At 44.6% G+C, this 20,930-nt stretch carries 25 protein-coding genes; 13 read left to right on the top strand and 12 right to left on the bottom strand.

The genetic code is table 11. The features are described 5' to 3' along the window. The first annotated feature begins 7 nt into the window (after window positions 1–7). The 10 genes from vscI to VEA_RS09075 all read left to right on the top strand — a co-directional run bounded on the left by vscI (window position 8) and on the right by VEA_RS09075 (window position 8,031). Window positions 8–352 carry a SctI family type III secretion system inner rod subunit VscI gene (gene vscI, locus VEA_RS09030; RefSeq protein WP_005377202.1) on the top strand — a complete coding sequence of 115 codons (345 nt, stop codon included), beginning with the start codon at window positions 8–10 and terminating at the stop codon, window positions 350–352. Beyond that, entirely contained in the window at window positions 352–1,098 is a 747-nt protein-coding gene (gene sctJ, locus VEA_RS09035; RefSeq protein ID WP_081442429.1) for a type III secretion system inner membrane ring lipoprotein SctJ, read from the top strand. Before vscI ends, sctJ begins: the two co-directional genes overlap by 1 nt. Next, window positions 1,091–1,756, top strand: coding sequence for a SctK family type III secretion system sorting platform protein VscK (gene vscK, locus VEA_RS09040; RefSeq protein ID WP_006741523.1), 666 nt, complete (start codon window positions 1,091–1,093; stop codon window positions 1,754–1,756). The genes sctJ and vscK overlap by 8 nt, the downstream gene beginning before the upstream one ends. Further along, a complete protein-coding gene (locus VEA_RS09045) occupies window positions 1,735–2,373 on the top strand; it encodes an HrpE/YscL family type III secretion apparatus protein (RefSeq protein ID WP_006741524.1) in 639 nt (212 codons plus the stop codon). The genes vscK and VEA_RS09045 overlap by 22 nt, the downstream gene beginning before the upstream one ends. 132 nt (window positions 2,374–2,505) lie before the next feature. After that, window positions 2,506–2,991: a CesT family type III secretion system chaperone gene (locus VEA_RS09050; RefSeq protein ID WP_230198177.1), complete on the top strand. Its 486-nt coding sequence runs from the start codon at window positions 2,506–2,508 to the stop codon at window positions 2,989–2,991. Window positions 2,992–2,994: 3 nt separating this feature from the next. After that, window positions 2,995–4,158: a VopS family T3SS effector adenosine monophosphate-protein transferase gene (locus tag VEA_RS09055; RefSeq protein WP_006741525.1), complete on the top strand. Its 1,164-nt coding sequence runs from the start codon at window positions 2,995–2,997 to the stop codon at window positions 4,156–4,158. 264 nt (window positions 4,159–4,422) lie between these two features. Then, complete coding sequence (locus VEA_RS09060) at window positions 4,423–4,869, top strand: type III secretion system chaperone (RefSeq protein ID WP_031780449.1); 447 nt, start codon at window positions 4,423–4,425, stop codon at window positions 4,867–4,869. 10 nt (window positions 4,870–4,879) lie between these two features. Then, on the top strand, window positions 4,880–5,854 hold the full coding sequence (vopR, locus tag VEA_RS09065; RefSeq protein ID WP_006741526.1) for a type III secretion system effector VopR: 975 nt from the start codon (window positions 4,880–4,882) through the stop codon (window positions 5,852–5,854). Between the two features lie 230 nt (window positions 5,855–6,084). After that, the gene (locus VEA_RS09070) at window positions 6,085–6,543 is read left to right on the top strand and encodes a CesT family type III secretion system chaperone (protein WP_005395137.1); all 459 of its coding nucleotides are present in this window, start codon (window positions 6,085–6,087) and stop codon (window positions 6,541–6,543) included. 9 nt (window positions 6,544–6,552) lie between these two features. Next, window positions 6,553–8,031, top strand: a complete 1,479-nt coding sequence (locus VEA_RS09075; protein ID WP_006741527.1) for a hypothetical protein — start codon at window positions 6,553–6,555, stop codon at window positions 8,029–8,031. A gap of 75 nt (window positions 8,032–8,106) precedes the next feature. On the opposite strand, the gene VEA_RS09080 is transcribed toward VEA_RS09075, so the two are convergent. The 3 genes from VEA_RS09080 to VEA_RS09090 all read right to left on the bottom strand — a co-directional run bounded on the left by VEA_RS09080 (window position 8,107) and on the right by VEA_RS09090 (window position 10,167). Continuing rightward, window positions 8,107–8,310, bottom strand: a complete 204-nt coding sequence (locus VEA_RS09080) for a hypothetical protein (protein WP_005395134.1) — start codon at window positions 8,308–8,310, stop codon at window positions 8,107–8,109. Between the two features lie 597 nt (window positions 8,311–8,907). Continuing rightward, on the bottom strand, window positions 8,908–9,651 hold the full coding sequence (locus VEA_RS09085; protein WP_012841770.1) for an SDR family NAD(P)-dependent oxidoreductase: 744 nt from the start codon (window positions 9,649–9,651) through the stop codon (window positions 8,908–8,910). A 63-nt stretch (window positions 9,652–9,714) separates the two neighbouring features. Continuing rightward, window positions 9,715–10,167, bottom strand: a complete 453-nt coding sequence (locus VEA_RS09090; RefSeq protein WP_012841771.1) for a MarR family winged helix-turn-helix transcriptional regulator — start codon at window positions 10,165–10,167, stop codon at window positions 9,715–9,717. A gap of 135 nt (window positions 10,168–10,302) precedes the next feature. Between VEA_RS09090 and VEA_RS09095 the strand changes: the two genes are divergently transcribed. Genes VEA_RS09095 through VEA_RS09105 form a run of 3 tightly spaced genes read left to right on the top strand, consistent with a single transcriptional unit; the run spans window position 10,303 to window position 13,165 of the window. Beyond that, a complete protein-coding gene (locus tag VEA_RS09095) occupies window positions 10,303–10,563 on the top strand; it encodes a hypothetical protein (protein ID WP_041852949.1) in 261 nt (86 codons plus the stop codon). A gap of 50 nt (window positions 10,564–10,613) precedes the next feature. Then, complete coding sequence (locus tag VEA_RS09100; protein WP_005395128.1) at window positions 10,614–11,627, top strand: HlyD family secretion protein; 1,014 nt, start codon at window positions 10,614–10,616, stop codon at window positions 11,625–11,627. Window positions 11,628–11,632: 5 nt separating this feature from the next. After that, window positions 11,633–13,165 carry an MFS transporter gene (locus VEA_RS09105; RefSeq protein WP_006741531.1) on the top strand — a complete coding sequence of 511 codons (1,533 nt, stop codon included), beginning with the start codon at window positions 11,633–11,635 and terminating at the stop codon, window positions 13,163–13,165. A 51-nt stretch (window positions 13,166–13,216) separates the two neighbouring features. Here VEA_RS09105 and VEA_RS09110 read toward each other — a convergent pair whose 3' ends face one another. The 9 genes from VEA_RS09110 to vscN form a co-directional block, all read right to left on the bottom strand. Then, on the bottom strand, window positions 13,217–13,819 hold the full coding sequence (locus VEA_RS09110; protein ID WP_041852950.1) for a TetR/AcrR family transcriptional regulator: 603 nt from the start codon (window positions 13,817–13,819) through the stop codon (window positions 13,217–13,219). Between the two features lie 284 nt (window positions 13,820–14,103). Then, on the bottom strand, window positions 14,104–15,159 hold the full coding sequence (vscU, locus tag VEA_RS09120; RefSeq protein ID WP_006741533.1) for a SctU family type III secretion system export apparatus subunit VscU: 1,056 nt from the start codon (window positions 15,157–15,159) through the stop codon (window positions 14,104–14,106). Between the two features lie 15 nt (window positions 15,160–15,174). Beyond that, window positions 15,175–15,960 (bottom strand): type III secretion system export apparatus subunit SctT, encoded by a 786-nt coding sequence (sctT, locus tag VEA_RS09125; RefSeq protein ID WP_006741534.1) that lies wholly within the window; start codon window positions 15,958–15,960, stop codon window positions 15,175–15,177. Further along, complete coding sequence (vscS, locus tag VEA_RS09130) at window positions 15,957–16,223, bottom strand: SctS family type III secretion system export apparatus subunit VscS (RefSeq protein ID WP_005377227.1); 267 nt, start codon at window positions 16,221–16,223, stop codon at window positions 15,957–15,959. Before vscS ends, sctT begins: the two co-directional genes overlap by 4 nt. Before the next feature lie 13 nt (window positions 16,224–16,236). Beyond that, window positions 16,237–16,887, bottom strand: coding sequence for a SctR family type III secretion system export apparatus subunit VscR (gene vscR / locus VEA_RS09135; protein ID WP_005377232.1), 651 nt, complete (start codon window positions 16,885–16,887; stop codon window positions 16,237–16,239). Then, window positions 16,884–17,852, bottom strand: coding sequence for a SctQ family type III secretion system cytoplasmic ring protein VscQ (vscQ, locus tag VEA_RS09140; protein ID WP_006741535.1), 969 nt, complete (start codon window positions 17,850–17,852; stop codon window positions 16,884–16,886). The genes vscR and vscQ overlap by 4 nt, the downstream gene beginning before the upstream one ends. Further along, complete coding sequence (locus VEA_RS09145) at window positions 17,849–18,997, bottom strand: type III secretion system needle length determinant (protein WP_006741536.1); 1,149 nt, start codon at window positions 18,995–18,997, stop codon at window positions 17,849–17,851. The genes vscQ and VEA_RS09145 overlap by 4 nt, the downstream gene beginning before the upstream one ends. A 9-nt stretch (window positions 18,998–19,006) precedes the next feature. Continuing rightward, window positions 19,007–19,468 carry a type III secretion protein gene (locus VEA_RS09150; RefSeq protein ID WP_012841774.1) on the bottom strand — a complete coding sequence of 154 codons (462 nt, stop codon included), beginning with the start codon at window positions 19,466–19,468 and terminating at the stop codon, window positions 19,007–19,009. Further along, window positions 19,465–20,787 carry a SctN family type III secretion system ATPase VscN gene (gene vscN, locus VEA_RS09155; protein ID WP_006741537.1) on the bottom strand — a complete coding sequence of 441 codons (1,323 nt, stop codon included), beginning with the start codon at window positions 20,785–20,787 and terminating at the stop codon, window positions 19,465–19,467. The genes VEA_RS09150 and vscN overlap by 4 nt, the downstream gene beginning before the upstream one ends. Window positions 20,788–20,930 lie beyond the last annotated feature (143 nt).

Raw genomic sequence — 20,930 nt, forward strand, 5'->3', positions numbered from 1 at the left:
AGTACATATGATAAACACGCAGTACACCGAGGTGATGCAAACCAACATTGATAAGTTGCAGGATGCACAAGTCGAGGACGGTTTAAGTGAACGTTTCGAACAAGCCATGTCGGTTCCCGAGGCGAATAATGGCTTGGAGGGCGGTTTGCTCGAAAACATCAGCGAGTTAAAAAATACTATCGATAACGCGAAAAGTAACCTGCAAGACAACATGAAGATGGTGGGTGATGATCCGGCGCAATTACTGCAAATGCAGTGGGCACTGACGCGCATTACTTTTCAAGAAGAGCTGATCGCGAAAACCGTGGGTAAAACCACACAAAACGTAGAAACCTTATTGAAGGCACAATAGTGATGATGAATAAAATGAGAGCGGTTTTCATCATGCTCACGTTGTTTCTGGTGGGTTGTCAGACCGAGCTGTACACCAACGTAACTCAGAAAGAGGGGAATGAGATGTTGTCGATCTTATTATCCGAAGGTGTCGTTGCAACAAAAGAACCTGACAAAGACAACACCGTCAAGTTAATGGTAGACAGTTCTCAAATCGCCTTCGCGGTAGACGCGCTGAAGCGAAAAGGGTATCCAAGAGAGCAGTTTTCTACATTGAAAGAGGTGTTTCCCAAAGACGATTTGATCTCGTCGCCATTAGCAGAACGAGCACGTTTGGTGTACGCGAAATCTCAAGAACTTTCTTCAACCTTATCTCAGATTGATGGCGTGCTGGTGGCACGTGTTCATGTTGTTTTGGAAGATCAAGATCTACGTCCAGGAGAGCGTCCAACTCCTGCGTCTGCCTCTGTGTTTATTAAACACGCGGCGGATATTGCGCTTGATTCGTATGTTCCTCAGATTAAATTATTGGTGAACAATAGTATTGAGGGGTTGAATTACGATCGAATCAGCGTAGTGATGGTACCCTCATCAGAGGTACGAATTGCTACTCAAAACAATCAATTTAAAAGCATTTTGTCGGTTCAGGTCACCAAAGAGACGGCGAATAATCTTATCGCCATTTTGGTGTTCTTGGTAGCTGCGCTTATCGGTTCAAATATCGCTACTTTTACTTGGTGCCGCAGGAACACAAAGCGTGGTTAAACCAGAAACACCACTCGCGCAGGTACAACATCAGTTTAACTACGCGCTTTGCCAATACATCCATAAAAGTTGGATAGAACAGAAACAGCCTTGGTTACTAAATATTGAAGGTTGGAGAGATAACCCCATGTTTAACCAATGGTGCATAAATGAGTGGGCGTTATCTCCAGTTCCAGAGACGGCTTTTAACAAACCTTGCCATAGCTTGGCGTTGCTCCCAGCGGATGCGTTGAACCAACTCGTACTGATGGTGGGCGGAGCTTTACATTGTGTGGCAATGCGAGGCGTTGTTTTAAAACATCCGAAACAGGTTCTGAACAACGTCTTTGGATTGGAAGGCGCTCGGTTCTTGATTCAAAACGGGCCGATGTTGTTATCCAGTTGGCCGCAAGGTTGGCAACATCCGTTGCCAGAATCATTGGATGAGCGGTCTGTTGAAGCAAAAATGCAAGCGCTTGGGTACTCCTGGATAAGGTTTGTTTTAGTTAACTCGCCAGAAGACATTGTCCTGCGTTGGCAATTCAAACTAGAACAGCAGCTCAGCGAGAGTACGGAAATGGCTAGCTGGTTGGCAAAAGATCAGCGAGATCTGGCGTATCGACTCACAAAAAAAATTGCAAAACAGGTTATTCCCCAATGGTTTCATTTGTTGAAATAAAAACAGACAACTTGCAGCTGGCACCTGGCTTAAAGGTGCTGAAAGCGAAAGATTATGCCAGTTATCTTGATTCGCAACACTTAGTTGAAGCCGCGAACTCCAAAGCTGAAAGCATAATTGCTAATGCCCAACAAGCCTACGAAACTGAAAAACAACGTGGTTATCAAGATGGTCTCGCACAAGCCAAGATTGAAAATGCGCAAACGATGGTTGAAACCCTAGCGCGTTGTAATGATTACTATCAGCAAGTCGAAGAAAAAATGACAGGCGTGGTGTTAGAAGCGGTACGTAAGATCATCGATACCTTTGATGATGTCGATACCACGGTGAGCGTCGTGCGAGAAGCGTTGCAATTGGTGAGCAACCAAAAGCAGGTCATTTTACATGTCCATCCAGAGCAGGTTGTTGATGTGAGGGAAAAGGTGGCTGGTGTATTGAGTGATTACCCTGAAGTCGGTTACGTTGACGTGGTAGCAGACGCTCGCTTGAAAAATGGAGGCTGCATTCTGGAAACTGAAGTCGGGATCATCGACGCCAGTATTGATGGACAGCTGCATGCATTAAAGCAAGCGATGGTGAAGCAACTCAGCGAGCGTAAAATTACGATTCATGAATAAATCTTAAAAAACTCAGTACTTGCTGAGTTTTTTCATTTTAATGCCTTTAAACAAAAAAAATCCGACCATTTCTAAAATATTCACTGCCATAAATCCTTAAGAATACACCTAAGAAAGCTGCTTAGGTGATAAGTGTTGCAACCAAGCAGCGCCTCTAAAACAACAAAAATAGGATTATTTAGTCGAATGGCTAATGGATTTATAACTTCTTTACTGACAGATTTTGCCAGCCGCTGCCAACTGGAGTCGCTGGTTTTTGATGAGGATGATTGTTGTCATCTACTCATTGACCAAAACACAGCAATCACAATTCGCGCACAAGAAGATCGCCTGACACTTATTGGGCTGATTTCAGGCGATAAGCCGAGTGATGATGTTTTGCATCAACATATGAAAGATGCCTTAACGCAAGGCTCTCCAGCGGTATTCTGGGAGGCAGAAACGGGATACATCGGTTTCACACACCTGCACCAGCAACTGTTAACTGCTTCTTTTCTTGATGAATCATTAGCGAATTTCATCGAATGGCTAAAAAGTGCGAACACGCAAAAAGTAATCAATAAAACAACCGAAGTCCCGGTAACGAGTACTACTCATTTTTCCACATTAAGGGTTTAAAACATGATCAGTTTTGGAAGTGTTAGCGCATTGCAGGCTGCCATGCCGCAAGCTCGCAACGAGATACTAAACGAAGGCAAGCTGAGTATTGGTGGCAAAGAATATCAAATCAACGCAGCGACCCAAGAATTTACTCGTACCAATCCTACTAATGGTGCGGTAGCGCGATTTTTTGAAGCGACAGGAAAATTGTTTCGCGAAGGCAGCTCACAATCGGTTGCGAAAGCCCTTACAAAAGCCGTATTTGATAATGAGCAAGGCCAAGCTCAGCGTTTACGAGCTGCTTCTTCTGTTGAGCATGGACAAATGTTCTTCAAAGATGGAAACATAAAAACCGCATCAGATGTATTAAATGCATTCGCAAAATTGGATAGCAAAACGGTCCAATCGCACTCTGCTGAGCTAAACCAGTTAGCGGAGCGAGCAATGACAGAATCAATGCTAGAAACCGATTCTGGTAAAAACCTCACATCACTGATTGGAGAAAGTGCAGCGAAGTCGCTTGCTGGACGTGTAGTAAAAGACTACGGCGGTGGTGTGTCTGCAGCGCAAAAAAATCCAGCAGGTAGCATCAATCAAATGCAAGCGGTGTTTGATATGGAGGTGATGCATCTTAAATCGGCGCAACGCCATATCGAAGGTCTAGCAAGCACCGATCTAAGCCAAGGTGTATACGCTGAAGGACTGGCAGAGGACGCGTTTAACAAAAGTGGCGTCACCGATAATGTCGAACGAGCTGCGGCGTGGATCATTAATGCTTCTAACTCTAAAGGAAACGATGCCGAAAACATTACGTCTTTACTTAAAGAGTACGCGTCTAATGGTAAAGACTTATTGAATATGGACAACTTAAAAGAGCTACACGCTCGATTGGTACCTGATGTTGAACGTGACTACCGAGGGCCAAATATTTCGGGTGGTACTTTGCCTTCAAGTATTGGCGGTGAGGGGATGCTAAAGCAGCACATTGAAGGATTTTTGAAAGAAAACCCAGTGGCGGATAAAGATCTGGGTAAACACTTGTTTGCAGGAGTCATTGGGTATCACGGGTTCACCGATGGAAACGGTCGCATGGGACGCATGCTATACGCGATAGCAGAACTTCGTAACGACTCATTCAATCCTTTGGCTATGAACGCAGAGAACAGCCTTCACGGCATCAAGTAATTTTTCTCTTCTATTCCAATTTTAGAGCGGCGATTGCCGCTCTTTTCTTATTTCTTTATCCAACTTACTCTTCATTTTTCTACCTCGCTAAAACGGCTAATAGCAATAAAATTGAGACGTTTAAATAAAGCTCTTGTGTCTATCACGCCATAAAATCGCTCTTATCCTTATGAGCTTATTTAAATAAGCCGTTATACCCAAGTCGTCTCGCTGCATCATATATTTCGAAGCTACTTAGGTATATTAAATTAGACAGGACACAACATGGATACAGGAAAGATTAATATGCTTCTCTCTGAATTGGGAGAAGTGCTGAACCTTGAGCGCGTGACAGCGTATGACGATCAAATGTGGTCACTGCATTTTGCTGAAAATAACAGTGTCGATGTTCTGCTTGTGGAGGAAAAAGGCGAGTTGTTGATTTCTAAAAACCTGCACATAGAACAAGAGGATATTACGTTAGACAAACTTCAAGTTTTACTTGAATACAACTTCTTATATCGAGAAACCGGCGGTGTGCAGTTTTGCGTTAATCCAACCACTAAAGATGTGGTTCTTCAGGTTGCCATCGCGGCCGAGAGTGAACTCACCAATATTGCTAACTTAATGATTCAACTGAATGAGCTAGTGGATACTTGGGCTCAGTTATTTCAGAACAATACGGTTGTAGATTTTAGCCAAACAGACGTACACGCATTTATTCAGGTTTAAGGCATCAAACATGGTCAATATTAATACATCACACATGCATTCGTTGAGTCAGTTAACATCCCATTTGGCGACACAAAATCAAGCTGACGATAAAGAGGTTCGAGCGCATAATGGCAAAGATATTTTTGTTAAAGAAGGGGCGCCCAAAAACAAAAGCGTCAGCGCGCGTATTAGCCACCAGAATAAAGCGAAAGACATTGTGGTGAATCTGCTCACGAAGCAGGGCATTCCTAAAGATGTTGCTAAGCTGATGCTGCAAAATGTGTTGAACGGTGAAAACAAGTTAACGCTTGGTAGTCTGAAAAATCTTGAGAGATTGTCGTCTGGTCCGAGCTCACATTGGCCAGCCGCACAAACGGCCTCTTCTTCTAAAGCGAATAAAACCTCATCGAGTATAGCGCTGATCAACGAACATAAAGCTAACCTTCAAAAGCTTGGTGATTTTGCCTGTACAGACTTAAATACATTTGGTGTAAAAGGTTCGCAGTTTTATGAAACCAAAGGAAAGCCTAGACTAGAAGCGCTTCACGCGAATCAAGCGCGAATCATGCAAGATCAACGAGCGACTATGTCCGCAAACGGAGTTCAAGCTGCAGCACAAAGAGGAACCGCACCGCAATTAAGCACTCTACAGAACATTGCTAAGGCAGTACAAAACGCGAAAGCCGGCTGCTGTACTACATTTGCCTTTGCTGCCGCTGCTGAGATGATTCAAGGCATGTCAGGCACACCTGAAGGTGAGCCTAAAGTAGAAGTGGTTGCGTTTAAAAAGGGTCATTCAGGTACACACCTTTATGTACTGGTTGGTCGACAAGAGGGGAGTGATATCAAAGATCCATCAACATGGAGTAAGGATGTGAAAATTGTTGATCCTTGGGCAACATCCGCATTCGGTGCACCAATGTTTGGAGATGCGCAGCGACCACCTGTTTCGAATATGTTCCCGCCAACAGAAGTCATTTTTGATAGCCATAAACTGGGTTAGTCGCTCTGCAAAAGAAGTGAGCAAACACATAATACTAATCTTCTAACCTTTATTGAAAGAGCAGCCCTGAGCTGCTCTTTTTTATTACTCTGGCAACTCATTTTTAGAGCGAGATTTCTGCGGAAAACCTCACAATGAAGACGAGAAAGTGACAAAAATAAAGCCATTACCGACATCGTTCAATCTGCAATCGTTGTTCAATAGAGTTATTGAAACAAAAGGAAAAAGTTATGAACACGATTCAACAACTGCTCTTGGAGTTTTGCCAACTCAATGAGTTACCCGAACTGAATTTTGAAGACAATGAACGTTGTCAGCTACTGGTCGACGACCGCTACATGCTGTATTTCATCGCAACAGATACGGATGACTTAATGTTGTCCGTGACGTTCGGAGGATTAGAAAAGTCGGGCGAACAAAGACTAAAAGGTTTAGAGCTTCTTGCTCATGCTAATTATCAGGGCATCGGTAGTGGCAGCCTTGCACTTGCTTTAGCCCCAAATGGTCGACAGCTTGTCTTAGCGGGACGTAAACCAGTTGAGCACCTAAACACGACGAATCTTACTGCTTGGTTTCATGAGGTTATTGAACAGACTGAATTGTGGCAAGCGCGTTTTGCAATGTTGGATCAAGCGATTCCAACCACCCCTAATCATGAACAAGCTCATGTTCAATCACTTCGTGTGTAGGAGAGAAAAATGGTCAATACAACGCAAAAAATCAGCCAAAGCCCAGTACCTGATCTAGAACAGTTTCGTGCAGTCGCTGCGCAAAAAGATGACCGAGTGATCAGTAAAAGAGGTGAAGTAAAAGAACCTTCAACGTTCCATAAAGGTCACAAGTTTGCTTCTATCCACGAAGGCGTGTTGAGAAGCAAATACACTAAGTTTTTCCAAGAAAACATCAAAACTCACCTTGATTTGAAACAGGCGCTACTTAAACAAGAAAAGCCTGAGGTTGCCTTGCTAGCTTACTCATTAGTTAGCCCTTCTGGTTATCGCGGTGAGCCGCTTACTGAGCGCAAAATCTTAGAAGTTGTCAGCTTGTTGGATGAAGTCAAGGTGAGCAGCGATACGTACCAGCAGCTTAAAAATACGTTTGACGCGATCAGCAAAGATCCGCGTATGCAGGTGAGTTTAGAGGCTCAGTACCCGGGGAAAATGGATGGTTTTGGTGCCGAACTGTTACAGATGGGCAAAGAAAAACTGAAAGGTTCTGGCGTTAATGCTGTCATCAACCTAGCTTTGCCTGGCGTAGGGCTATTAATTTCAACAGGACGTGAGCTGCACAAAGCGGCAGTCAATGGCGATGCTGAAGCTTACCACCATCAGCTGGAGCAAATTTCGCAGCTTCCAGGGCGAGACCAACGTCTCTCTATGCCGACGCAACAAACATTGGCTCAAGGTCATGCAATGTTATCAGCTGAAGGTGCAGTTGGGGCAACATTGGGCATGGCGACAGGGAGCTTGGGTACTTTTGGTGTGAGCTCTGTAGCGACAGCGGGTGTTACGCCGATAGCAAAAGAAGCCATTGGTTCGGCTGCCACGACTGGCATCATCAGTGGTGGTGGTTTTGTTGCGAACCAAGCTGGAGCATACGGACTAAATACAGAAGTCAAAGAGCAACTCATGCAAGGTGAGATGTCTGGTGTTTTACCAAGGCTTGAAGTTTCTAATGCCAAAGGAGACTTTACCTTCAGTATGCAAGATCCAGCTTCTGTACGCGCATTGATGGCGTACCTTGGTCCTAAAGAGAACACGGCGATGACATCACCTCAAGCGCCTAAAGAAGCACAAGAGATGGAAGATGCTCGCTTAACGTTGAAAAAGATGTTGGGCTCAGAGCCAAGTGAACACTTAGTCCCTGACGTTGATTCTATCTTGAAGCTAAGTCCAGAAGATGCGCCAAGTAAAACTGAGGCAACTGCTCATAGTGCGTTTAAAAAGCTGTTGGGCGAAGATTGGGATTGGCTCATGCCTGCAGTTCGAGCGATCGATAAAGGTGAGGCGAGTCAAATCAATGAAAAGCTGACTTACAAACTGCCACTTGATGCAGAAAATGGACGAGTATACCTTGATAAATGCCCGAACCTGAGTGACGCTCAGTTGGATGCATTAGATAAACTGGGCTCACCAAGTCAATTGCGACTGATGTACTTAGCGGAAGGTTGGGTTTAATTGAAAGTAAGGGAGCAGATGCTCCCTTACCGTATATGGTGTTTTGCCGGATGTTTATCTAGGCGTTAAATTGGCCTACTGATTTCGCTTAAAAAAGCGCTCGGCATTAGCAAATAGAGATTCACAGTGCTTTTTCTGCTTGTCGTAGTCAGCCGAACCTTCTGGCATTGCGTCTAATACTTCTTTTGCGCTGTGGTATTCTTTTACCATCAACTCAAACTTATCTTCATAATTGCTTTTTTTATTCTTTTTTTGAAAGCTATCTCGTTTTTTTCTCATTTTTATTCCTCTAGAGCGTGTTTATTAAAGGTCAATCTAATTAACCTCTACTTTTATAGGAATAACGAAGTCAAAATGGTTTAAATTAAGTCTAAATATTCCATTGTCATCGCGCTGATTAATATATTTCACCGCTAATGACTATTCCTAAATAGTGATGATATATACACGAAGTGGCTATGCGGCGTTATGTCTTATTTTGACGCTTACTGATTGTTTTTATAAGGTTAAATTCCTTATAAACCTATCGATGTAAAGACAGCGCGTTGTGATAACCATGCTAAGAGAGCTAACTCTCGTTCGTATTTAAATCAAAACTGAGGCTATTTAATGGAAGATAAAGAATAAGTTGCTACAGGAGTTGAGTAACGAAATGACTCGAAAGAAAACTAAGAAGAGACTCGAACTAAATATTTCATCAATAGCTCACGGTTAGGAGCTGAGCTCACTATACACCGATTATAAGAAATAGATAGGACTTTCTATTTTTCTTCAGACAAAACCGCCCATGAAGGAAGCTTGCGCGTTGTAAAGCAATACCTAAAGATACAAAGGCATGGGTACATGCCTTTGTATTTGTGCCTAGCACACTTGGCGCTATGGTAGGTATGCGCCGCCACATACTGGATTGTATGTGCCCGTGATATGTCCGCTTTTTTCACTTGCCAAGTAGCTCACGGTGTTTGCTACGTCTTCAGGTGTGGCAATTTTCTGCGTTGGTGTGAACATTCGAATGGTTTCTTTAAACTCTTCAGGAGCACCTTTTGTTGCGTCTGTTTCTACAAGGCCCGGAGCAACGACATTAGACGTAATCCCGAAGGGACCAAGTTCTTGGGCGAGGTATTTACTAAAGCTATCAAGTGCACCTTTTGCACTACCATGAGCAATAAAGCTTGGTGCAGGGGCTTCTGATAAGGTGCTAGAGATAAAAATTAAGCGCCCAAACTGGTTGGCTTTCATGTTTTCTACCGCCAATTTTGCCGTTTGATATGCAGCGTGCATTTCGTCATTTAGCTTTTGTGCAAACTCTTCCCACGACTGCTCAGTGAAAGGTTTAGAGGTAAAGCTCATGTTTGCGTTTGAGACAAGAACATCAACGCCACCATGTTCATTTGCGATGCTGTCGAACATCCCTTGTATTTGTGCGTCATCACGAACGTCAGCTTTTAAAGTGTACGCCTCACCACCGGCGTTTTGAATTTCCTGAGCTAACGCTTCCGCGACCGCAGCACTATTTACGTAGTTGATAAAAACTCGGTAACCATCTGCAGCGAGTGCTTTTGCTGTTGCTGCACCAATTCCGCGAGCGCCACCTGTAATTAAAGCATTGCGTTTTGTCATCGTATTTCTCCAAGGTTGAGCCTGACTGTTAAACCAGCTTCTGTCGCAACGCACGCTGATAAGTTAAATTTGTCCGTTAAGCTTGCGTAAGTTCGCTACCACGCTAGAAAGTTGCTGTTTGCTGTTATCTAGGTCGGCATCAGCAAGGTTCTGTTGGGCTTCTTGCAGTACTAGCGAAGCGATATTTGCACATGTATCAACGGTGTCTAAAGATTTTTCTGTTAGCACGACTAACTTGCTTCGACTATCCGTTGGCGAAGGTTTCCTCTCTGTCCAACCGCGCTTTTCAAGCCCATCAATTGAGCGACTGACGCTCGATTTTTCTAAGTACAACAGTTCACAAATCTGACTTTGAGAAAGGGCACCGTTGTTTCGCAACAGCAACACGACACCCCATTGTTCTGCTGTCATATCAATACCAGCACCTTTGAAACGGGTAGTGAGTAATCGGTTAAACAGGCGACTAGCAAGCCCCGTAAGGTGACCGAGAGACTGATGATGGTTGTATTGGGACATGGAAAATTTCACCAAATAACATGAACGAACAATATGGTTGTATACACAACTATGTTGGGCGATGTCAAATTCGTTTGAAGAAAATGCTACTAGCTTGTGCTTATCGTTGGGTTGATGTGTCAGATTGAGGTGCTAATGAAAATTGGTGAGGTAGCTTCGAAAACTTCGGCCAGTCAAATGTTTGCGCCTGATGCACCGAGTTGGGGAGCAAGCTTCAATAAAGGTAGGGGAGTTGCAATCCTTTCTTTATTTATTCAGTTTAAATGTGTTTTTTGTTTACATTACAAATGGTTAGATTTTAATTCTTTTCATTCGAAACACTCTTCTCAAGAAGTTCATGATAAATCAATGAGATTGATCTTTTTGATTGGCAATGATCAAATGTATCTTTACTAAAACTGTACGGTACAGTACAGTTTGTGAAAGTCATAAAATGGGTTTCAAACATGAAGAAGAAAGTTATCGCCTTGTCGCTTGTTGTTGGTTCGTTATTTGCTGCTGGCTGTGCCTTATACCAGCCGAATACTGTAATGACGGATAACGCATATGTTCATTCAGACGTTACGGCCATTTCACCTGAGGTTGGGGGGCAAGTAAGCGAAATCTTTGTCAAAGATAACCAGTGGGTAAGAGAAGGAACTCCTTTGTTTGTCATTGATGATGAAGACTTTATTGCCAACCAAGAAATTGCTCGAGCAGCACTAGATGTTGCGAAATCTGAGCTTACTGCAAATCAAATCAAAACGGATATGCAGTTAATGAAAATTGAGCAGGCGAAGCAAGGTATTCGCCGCGCGAGTGCAAATGCCGAACACCAAGCGGCGGAGTTTCAACGTCTTTCTCGTTTGGTACAAAAGCAATCTGTGAGCAAAAATCAGTTTGAAGCACAAAAAACGCGATCTATTGAAGCAAGCAGTAATCTTGAAACCGCTAAATTGGGCTTAGCTGCTGAGCAAAAACAGCTCGACACATTGATGACCGAGAAGTTGCAACTGACAGCACAGCGTAAAAAAGCAGAAGCAAACTTACGACTGGCTAATATTTCACTGGAAAGAACCACGGTGCGTGCGCCATTCGATGGCTATGTGGCAGATAGACAAGTGCAAGTCGGCAAGTTTGTACAACCAGGAATGGGGCTCATCGTGATGGTGCCAGATTATGTTTGGATAGAGGCAAACTTTAAAGAAACACAACTTGAGAACGTTGTGCCTGGGCAAGAGGTTGAAGTGGTATTGGATATGTTTCCAAACCATCCATTGCATGGCCGTGTTTCTTCGATCACCCCGGCGACTGGTGCACAGTTTAGTTTATTGCCACCTCAAAATGCGACAGGCAATTTCGTAAAAGTAGTACAACGTGTACCAGTACGTATTGAGCTAGAGATCCCTCAAGAGTTGAGTCAACGAGTCTATCCGGGGTTGTCTGCAGAAGTATCGATCGAGACCGCGGCACAAGGTTAACTGCAATGGAAAAACGTTCACCGCTGCTGATTTTGACGCTTTTTGCGATTGCTGCTTTTGGTATTAACTCCGTGATGTTTACCGAGTTATCGTATGAGATGGCGGCAACGTCAGGCTTATCTGTCGATGAAGTTGCTCTGGTTAAAGTCGGCTTTATGATTACCCAGGTATTAGGTTTTATATTCACACCAATATTGGTGCGTAGATTGGGTACGTTAACTCTCTTACATGCCATTTTATTGGTAGGCCTAGCGAGCAATCTTGTCCTTTACTGGGGCGGACAGCAAGAACTGGTGTTCACTCTGACTTGGCTCTCGAGTGGCTTTTTTATGAGCATGTTAATGGTGGTATTAAACCTTTACCTGCTCCACTTTTTTGAACAGCGTTGGCTACCAGCCATTATTGCTTTAACGTTAGTATTCTCAACCTTGCTACCGATCGGCGCTTACCCTTGGGTAGTGGCCAATATTGTCGAAATCTTTGATTGGTCACTGTTGTGTGTCGTGTCGGCTTGGCTGTACTTCTCTGCCTTGGTAATTGTATGCATCTACAATCCTAAGTCGATTCAAATCGAGGCCGAAGCCAAGTCGGGCTGTTGGTTTTATTTAGTTTTTGCCCTGACAATAAGCCTCGTTGTATTTCTATTGATGAGAGGCAGTTATTACAACTGGTTTGGCTCGGAATGGTTTGTTAAAGCCTCTTCGATAGCCGCGGCTCTGACTTTATTAGTGGTGTATTACTTTGTGAAAACCAGTCCTTTAAATACAGCATCAATACAGCTGCATAGTAAGTTGAAAACTAATGTTTTTATGTACAACGCTTTTTTGGCAGGTTTTGCTGTTATGGCGAGCAATGTGTTGTTTACTAGCTTTTTGAAAATGGCGTTGCAGTACAACAACCTTAATGCTGGATATGCCCAACTACCGGCATTTTATGCCATGCTAGGTGGTATGTTAGTCAGCGTGCTGGTGTATTACTTCCGCCGGCCATTAGCGGATGCAGTCGTCCCGTTTGGTGTGGTGATGATTATACTTTCGGTACATAAGTTTAGTCAGTTACCTAGCTTTGCTGGTACGGAATCTTTGCCCGTTCCGATGATGTTGCGAGGGTTTGGTGTCGGCTTATTGAATGTGTCTGTGACCATTGCAGTATTGATGTACTTCAATGTCGGGCAGCGCTTAGAAGGCATCGCCAATTTCTACCTCTTTCGTACCATTGGTGGTGTGATCGCTGGTGCCGTGTTCTCACGGGTAATGCAAAGCCATAGTGCACAAGCTGCTGGAGAGATTGGCCGAACGCTAGATGATGTGAATCATGCTTTTGGTGCTTATAAAAATGCGTTGAGCAGTACGATTCTGACTCATGGACACTTGCCAAATTCGGCATTAGGAATGAGCCAAATTAGTTCTGTTGTCAAAGAACAGGCGACCACTCTCGCACTGAGTAATTCATTATTGATGTTTATTATCTCGGTCTTTGCTCTCGCGCCAATCTTAATAATCGGTAAAAAACTGGCGGCGAAGCGAGAGATTCACTAAGCCATAGAAACAAGAAGGGAGCGATGATGCTCCCTTTTATATTCAGTGAGTTTACCTTTGGTATAGATTTAGGAAGGCGGTGACCGCTTTTTTCGTATGTTCATCTAACTCTTCATCTGTCGGAAAGTCGAAGCCAATTAGTGCCATGTTCTGGTAATCAAGCTTAATTAATGCAAGTAGTTGCTCACAAGCGAGGTCGGCATTTTCAACATCGAGTTGTGAGCTGACAGTTTCACTCTTTAAAAAGTCGATGAGGTATTGATGAATGCGATGCGGCCCTGTCTGCCAGAATTGATTTGGTACGGAATCATGTTTGTTGAAGTCAGCCGAAACGATCCGATAAAGTGATAGCATAGGATTGGAGCATACACCTTTTAGGTACTTCTTGGCGAAGTCATTCAATGTTTCTTGTAAAGGCTCCGATTGCTTGTCGGCAAGCTGGAAGACGGACTCTAAGCTGGTTTTGGTATTGTATGCTAAAACTTCAACAAATAACCCTTCTTTGTTCGAAAAATAGCGATATAACGTCTGCTTTGAGCCTCCACAAATCGCGACGATTTGATCGAGTGATGTGTCTTTGTAACCTTGTTTTATAAAAAGGTCAGTGGCAACTTTGATGATTCGAGTTCGTTTCTTTTCGGTAGATATGCGCATAAATAAATCAACCCAAGCAAAAATCCACCTTTGTTGTGGCTGGTGTGGTTTATTACCGAGCTTTAGGTGGTTTAGAGATGAAAGTAAAACTGTCCAGTACAGTACCACTATTGACGTTAGTAAACACGACTTTTCATGAACCAAGTGCTTCATTGAGACAAGCAAAAGTAGGCAAATTCGATATGCGTAAACCTATAGCGAAGGATGACACATTTAAAAATATCATTATGTATAGAAAAGTGGTAACCGTTCTTCGTACGATAGCCTTTACTCTCGAAATCATGTTAGTTCAGCGTCTTATCCGACTCCAATGATGCCAGCCAACGAAGCACTTCGGCGGTTGCCTCAATAAGATCGCTTGGGATGTACTGGTCGACGTTGCCGTCCGCGTATAGTGCGCGAGCAAGAGGGACTTTTTGCATCACAGGCACACCTTCCTCTTTGGCGATTGCGATCATACGTTTGGCTACCGCATCGGTTTCCATCAAGGTGATGACGGGTAGGGGCGTTTCGCCTTTTTTGTAGTACAGACCAACCGCAATATGCGTTGGGTTTGTTACCAACACATTGGAGCGTTTAACATTTTCACGTTGATTGGAGGCCTGTAGCTCTTGGTGTAGCTGACGACGTTTACTTTTGATTTCTGGGCTGCCTTCCATCTCTTTGTATTCGCGCTTCACTTCGTCCTTGCTCATTTTGAGTTTCTTCGTGTGGTCAAATTTTTGGTACGCAAAATCAGCTGCAGCGATGACGATGAAACCTACCGAAGAGATAATCATTAATTGTTTAATCATGACGCCAGTAATGGTCGGGACACATTCTAGCCCGCAAGTTGGAATTTGCATCAAAGCGTTGATGTTACCGCGTAAGGTCAACCAGATAATGCAGGAAAGAAGAGAGACTTTAAGGATCGACTTGATAAACTCAATCACACTCTTAAGCGAAAAAATGCGTTTGGCACCTTCGACGGGATTGATCTTTTTGATGTCGGGTTTAACGGATTCACCACTAAATAGGAAGCCGAACTGCCCCATATTGGAAAAGATGGCGACGAGTGCAGCAACCAGAATAATCGGGGCGAGTAGATAGGCAATTTCTTTTGCGATGGCAATAGCGACATCGACTAGCGCATCTTGGAAGCCCTGATAAGCAAGCTTACTTGGTAGGAGAATAAGCGCTGAGATGTGCGACATGTAATAATCGGCGAACGCAAACAGTACAATTATGAGCGCCAAAATTAATGCAGACGATACGATTTCTTGGCTTTTGGCTACCTGACCTTTCTGCCTGGCATCGCGTAACTTTTTTGCGGTGGGTTGCTCTGTTTTTTCTGCACTCATAAAGAATCCTAAGCGTTATTGCCAAATGGTATTGAGTTGTTCTGCGAATCGGGTAATGCCGTAAAACTGTACTTCAAAGTGATCCATCATTAGCCCGAGATACACGATCAGTAAAACACTCGCGATGGCACTTTTTATTGGCATGGCAAGGAAAAAAACATTCAATTGCGGTGCAAAACGACTGATAAGCGCCAGACCAAACTCAGCAAGAAACATTGCCAACACTAATGGGGCAGACATCAACACACCAAGCCACATAAGCTGTTCAAATTGCGCGTAGAAGAAGCTCACCCATGCGTCGCTAACGGTTGGGAAAAAGTCCACGATCGGCCAAGATGTATAGCTTTTGAATAACGCATAGATAAAAGTGACAAAGCCCCCGCCAGAGAAGAACAGGGTAATCAACGTTTGGGTCAGCAACACGGCTGTTGGTGTGGATTGTGAGCCTAGCGTTGGGTTAAACATACTTGCCATGGCAGCACCACGTTGGTTGTCGACCAGAAAACCGGCCGCTTCTATCGCCCAAAAGGGGATAGCAGCAACAAACCCTATCAATAGCCCAATTAATACCTCCTTACCCAAAATCACTATCAGCCAAATGCCGTCGGCTTCTGCGGGCAAGCTTTGCTGATTAATCATCGGAAATATAAACAGCGCGAGTGAGCAAAGCACACCATTCCTCACCATGGTGCCGCCTAGCATTTGCTTGCTCAAAATAGGCAAAAAGATGAAGCATGCCATTAACCTAGGTAACGTCAGGCTGTACAAAAATAAAGTCTGGTGTAAGTCGTGATAACTCATCGTATTTGAGGAATTTTATCCATAGCAAGCGAGGCGAAGGCGTGGAGCTCTGCCCCTAGCCATTGCGTTGTGACGAACAGCGTAATAATGACCGCGATAAGCTTGACCACAAAGCCTAACGTTTGTTCTTGGACCTGAGTTAACGCCTGAATAAGCGACACCAATGTACCAACCAATGCTGCGACTAAAATCGGCGGTAACGACAAGTACAAAACTAGGGTTAATGCTTGAGTCGTGAAATGAATGATTTCAGCAGAATGCATACTTTCTCCGTGATTAACCGTAACTCAGTACTAAGCCGTGAGTGAGTTTCGTCCAGCCGTCAAGCAAGACAAAGAGTAACAATTTGAAAGGGAGAGAGATGGTCATTGGCGATACCATCATCATGCCCATGGCGAGCAAGATATTCGAAACAATTAAGTCGATAGCGATGAACGGCAAGTACAATAGAAAGCCAATCTCAAAAGCACGGGTAAGCTCACTGACCGTAAACGCTGGCAGCAACAGCAACAAGCTATCTGACTCTAAACGGTCTACGTACTTCTGTGGCCACAATGTGCGTGCAGCATCAGTGAAGAATATGGCTTCGGTTTCCCGAATATGCTTTTTCAAAAATTCTCGATAAGGCTGTAAACCGCTTTCAATGAGGCCTTCTACACTTGCAGAATCTTCAAGGGAGATATCATGCTGCTTTACGTAGTCGTAGGTTTCAAACCCGACGGGAGCCATGATGAAAATTGACAGAATGATGGCCAATCCGTAAAGCGCCATATTCGGCGGAATTTGCTGTACACCGAGAGCGTTACGCAGCAGTGAGAATACAACGGCGAGTTTCACAAACGACGTCGCCATCATGGCGATAAATGGGATCAGTGCCAGCAGTGCTAAGCTGACAATGAGATTGAGCTCGTCGGGTAACTGGATCATGCTGGCTCCTGTGTGCCACCGAACAGCTCCAGTACGCGCACACCTAAATGTTCGTTAACATTAACCAGTTCACACTCACCAATGATTTTGCCGTTGGCACGCAATGTTACCGGCTTAGATACAGGCTGGTTTAGCTCGAATACGTACCCTGGCTGAAGCTGGTTAAGCTGCTCTAGCGTGATGGTTTGATGGCCGATATCAAACGTGAGTTCCACAGGCAGTTGCTGGTGGTCGGTTAACATTTCTGAAGTGTTTACGTCATTCATATTGGTTTCTTTTTCAATAATGTGAAGAGTTTGGTCATCTAGCTGGCAGCGCCAGAGATTCTGGTTAGATACTTGAAAAATGGCTTGTTGCTTGGCGATGTAACCATCGTCAAAAAAGATCACATCTCCCAGCTCGAGCGAATTAAATTCGCTTAACGTCAAATGGGTCCTTCCAAGACTTAACCACACAGGTAAAGCGAGGTGTCGAGCTTGTAGAGCAGCGCTGTTTGGTAGCGCATCCAACAACACGTCTGATCCTTCGCTAACCCACAAACAAAGAGAGCCGTTAGGTTTATTGAGGGTTAACATCAAGGTATGCTCTTGAACTTGGCTCGACTCTAACGGTTGTAACTGGCTAAGAATGGGCAACTGACCAAATAGTGCTTTGAATGCATCACTATGCGGTTCAATCTGAGAACTCAAAAGTGCTAACTGGAGCGAGTTGGGCAGTGACTCGAATGCAGTGGCATTCAGAGTAGACTCAAGCCATTTCTGGAGTTGCGCACGACAAAAATCCACTTGGATCGTTTGCCCTCCAATCAACGTGGTTAAACGGAATCCTTCAAATGAAGGGATTTGAGAAACAGTAATCGATACGCTCTGACCATCAGCCCCTTGGAAATGGCATTGCTTTGCACAAAGTTGATTACTGAGCGCAATACTGTCTGAATCGACTTTGGGTATCGTTAACGGCGTCATAGGTCATTCTCCGCTTGCCATTCTTCATACACGCTACGTTTCTGGCGTGAGTGTTGTTGTTCATGTTGTTGTTGATCGAGCTGTTGAGTTTGTTCGCTGATCGCTAGACGAAGTGGCTGATCACCGCCAAATCGATTTAGGCGTTCGGCAAGATCTTGTCTAGCTTGTTGGCTAATAATGGAAAGGGCATGCTCTTGTCGAATCGTCACGCTATAACCTTGCGCGTCCAACTTGATGTGGATTTCGCCACCTTTTAATTGTCCTTCACTCAGAAACAGCCGAACCTCTTTGTTGTCCGATGCGGTTGGCAGCGAAACATAGATTTTGTCCACCAATTGTTGGAGTAACGTGTTTACGTCTCGAGCAGGGGCCGGCTGAGCCTGTGAAGCGACACTCTTTAAAATGACATCGCCTTGCGTTGCCGCGCTCGCAAGGTGTTGAGGATCTGCTTTTTCGTCATCCGCTTTACCGGACAGTGTTGCGCTTTTCGTCTCGATTTTCTCAAGCGATTTAGTTTCAGAGCGACTATCGGTTTTGTCTGTTAGTTTGCCTGTGTCTTGTAGTCGCTGAGTTGCACGCTTATTGTGTGTCGTTTCGGTTTGTTTCGTCGTGAAGTTAGCATGGTTAATTGCATCTTGAGCGAGCGATTTCCCTACGGCCTTTTTAGGGAGAGAACCGTCGAGAGAAGCTTGTGCTTGAGAATGGGGGCCAACGCGCTCAATCGAGGATGAGTTTGGAGCCTGATCGCTCTCAAGTTTCTTATCTTTCTCATGCAATTTACTGTTTTCAATTAGGTGTTCTTCGCTATTTGTTGCGTCGTCTTGTGGTTTCTCTACGCCTCTCTTGGTGACGACGTCACTTTTGCCTTTTGATGTAGCGGTATTTCTATAAGTGCTGGTTTCTTGGTTAGAAAGTTTCGATTGTTTGTCTATGCTTTGAGATGCTTCATGTCTTAACGGAAGGCTCTCGTCTCTGCTCTGAGTGTCTTTTTTGCTCGCAACGGTAGATTCTTCTTCCTTGCGAGGTTTCTCCGTCATTGCACGCTCGAACTGTGACTGAAGCTCAGCCTCTCGCTCCAGGGGCTTTTTTTCTGGCGTTGATTTGTACAGCGTATTCGGTGTTTCTTCTGTTGGAGTAATGCGCATAATGAACCTTTAGATAATATCGACAGTGCGAAACTCTTCTTGTTCGAGTTCTTCTTGGTATTGTCTTTCTCGCGACTGTTCCGCGAGTTCTTGTTGTTGCAACTGAACGAATTTTTCTTTGGTTTTATGGGCTTGCCGTGCCTCTTTTTGTTTTTCTTTAAGTTCCGAACGTTCGTACTCAAGCGCTTTTTTTGCTTCGGCAACGCGCTGTTTAAGCTCGGCTTCTCGCTCTCTCAACAACGCGATTTCTTGTCTCAATGTTTCCAACTCTTTGAGAACGAGTGTGTGTTGCTTTGCTTTGGCAAAACGTCGTTCTTCTTCTTCCTGACGCCAAACGTGATAGTCCGCTACGGAACGTTCGGCCTTTTGAACCTGTGCTGCTGAATTTGATACTCGGTATTCTTGGCGCTTAACGGCTTTATCCGCACGTTCAGCTCGAATTTGTTTGATTTCTAATAACCGTTCGATCATTGGTTCGCCATCCCTTTTAGTTGAGCGATAGCACCATCAAGATCACTTGGCTCATGCGTTCCTTGGCGTAAAAAGGCGCGTATATCATCACTTTGCGCAATCGCCATATCCGCTCGGCTATCCGCCCCATGCTGGTACTCGCCAATTTTGAGCAGTAGCTCAACTTCTTCGTACTTGGCTAACATTTCGCGAAGGTGAGCAGCAGACGCCTGATGATCAGGTTCAACGATCTGATTCATCACGCGGCTTGCTGAACGGAGTACATCAATGGCAGGATAATGGTTCATTGCAGCAAGCTTGCGCGAGAGAATGATGTGCCCATCTAAAATGGAGCGAGTTTCATCGGCGACAGGCTCTGTCATGTCGTCGCCTTCAACCAACACGGTGTACAGCGCTGTAATTGACCCTTTGTCAGATTGACCGGCTCGTTCCATCAGCTTTGGCAAAGCGGCAAAAACGGAAGGCGGATAGCCGCGTCGTGTTGGTGGCTCACCTGCGGCTAGGCCAATTTCTCTCTGTGCGCGGGCGAAACGCGTTACAGAATCCATCAGCAGTAACACGCGTTTACCTTGGTCACGAAAATATTCAGCAATAGAAGTGGCAACAAAAGCGGCTTTGGCACGTTCCATGGCCGGGCGATCGGATGTCGCGACCACTAAAACCGATTTGGCCATTCCTTCTTCGCCCAAGTCATGCTCAATAAACTCTCGTACTTCGCGTCCGCGTTCACCAATCAAGGCGAGAACGGTCACGTCGACGTCTGCGGATCGAATCAGTTTTGCCAGTAGGGTACTTTTACCACCGCCCGCCGCTGCAAAAATGCCCATGCGCTGACCTTCACCACAGGTCAGTAGTCCATCAATGGATCGAACCCCAAGAGAGATTGGCTTTTCAATCAGTTTACGTTGCATTGGTGGTGGCGCATCGCGATAAACCGGATACCAGGCACTTGGTTCCTGGCTTTGCGTACCATCGAAAGGACGCCCAAGCCCATCAAGCGTTGTACCTAACAGCTGATCGCCAACACCGACTTCATGCATTTTTCCCATTGGGCTAACTTCTGTATTTGAGGAAATCCCAAACATGTTTCCTAACGGTGTGAGCAGAGCGTGATGCTGTTGAAAGCCAACGACTTCCGCTAATAAAGACAGAGTTTGATCAGGATTACGCAACTCACACAGCTCACCAACACGAACGCCGGGGACAACGGCCTTGATGATGGTGCCGGTTACTTGCGTAACGCGCCCGCGAATTTGGATCAGACGAGTTTGCCTGATCGCAGATTGTTGGATATCAGTGATGTATGAGAAATCGTTCAAGGTAAAAATATGCGCAATGATTGATGTTGGGAGGATAGAAAGGATGAGGGGGTATTTATAGTGAATATCAGTCGGGAGTTTTTAGAAAACTGAAAACGCACTAAAAAAACACGTCTGATTTTGACAGCTTCGAGAAAGCGCAC

The organism is Vibrio antiquarius (assembly GCF_000024825.1).
GTDB lineage: Bacteria > Pseudomonadota > Gammaproteobacteria > Enterobacterales > Vibrionaceae > Vibrio > Vibrio diabolicus.